Source organism: Streptomyces calidiresistens (assembly GCF_014141525.1).
Classification (GTDB): Bacteria; Actinomycetota; Actinomycetes; order Streptomycetales; family Streptomycetaceae; genus Streptomyces; species Streptomyces calidiresistens.
The window spans coordinates 1-1004 of the sequence record NZ_VKHS01001280.1 but is presented as its reverse complement, the minus strand read 5'-3'; the positions used below and the strand labels follow the sequence as shown (position 1 = coordinate 1004).

The window sequence follows — 1004 nt, the reverse complement described above, 5'->3', positions numbered from 1 at the left end:
GCCACTGGCATCGGTGGGGGAGCCACGGGGGGAGTGGGAGGACCGGCCGGCGGGCGGGCCGGATCACCGGCGCCGCCGGCCTCTCCGGGCTCCCCCGGTGTCAGGCGTTGCCGTCGGGCGATCTCCGCCATCAGGGGAGCGGGCAGCCAGGCGTCCGCCACTCGCAGCGAACCGTCGGGGCTCAGCCGTCGGCACGCCTCGACGATCCGGTCCGGTGAGGGGCGTCGTCCGGGGTCCTTGGCCAGGCAGGCCGCGATGGTCTCGCGCAGCGGGTCCGGCAGCGCGGTCAGGTCGGGAGCCTCCTGGACGATCCGGTACATCATCCCGTGTCCGGTGCCCTCCCCGAAGGGGTGGCCGGCGGTGGCGGCGTGGTGGGCGAGCAGGCCGAGGGCGAAGACGTCGGCGGCCGGCCCGGCGTCACGCCCCATCACCTGTTCGGGGGCCATGTAGGCGGGGGTGCCGATGCGGACCTCGGAGCCCGTGAGCGGGGTGGCGTCGGCGGCCCGGGCGATGCCGAAGTCGATGACCCGGGGGCCGTCGGCGGCGAGCAGGACGTTTCCCGGTTTGAGGTCCCGGTGCACGACCCCCGCCGTGTGGATGGAGTGGAGGGCTTCCGCCACGCCGGCGATCAGGAGGAGCAGGGAGGGCAGCGGCAGGGGGCCGGAGAGGCGGATTCCCTCGTTGAGGGGGACGCCCGGCACGTAGGCGGTGGCCAACCAGGGGACGGCCCCGTCGGTGCGACTGTCGACGACGGGGGCGGTGAAGACGCCCTGCACCCGTCGTGCGGCCCGGACCTCCGCCTCGAACCGGCGGCGGAACTCGGGATCGTCGGCGAATTCCGGGCGAACGACCTTCACCGCGACGGGTCGCCCGGCGGGGGTGTGGGAGAGGTATACGCCTCCCATGCCGCCGGATCCGATGCGGGCGCGCAGTTCGTAGCCGTCCACCCGGCGCGGGTCACCCGGTCCGAGGGGGCGGAACGGTCCCTGTGCTGGCGCTTATGC

Annotated in this window: 1 protein-coding gene; it reads right to left on the bottom strand. The window is 74.9% G+C overall.

Going from position 1 to position 1004, the window contains the following annotated elements:
• Nucleotides 1–947: serine/threonine-protein kinase (locus FOE67_RS26875; RefSeq protein WP_323385590.1), on the bottom strand; the 947-nt coding region annotated here is incomplete at its 3' end.
• Nucleotides 948–1004 lie beyond the last annotated feature (57 nt).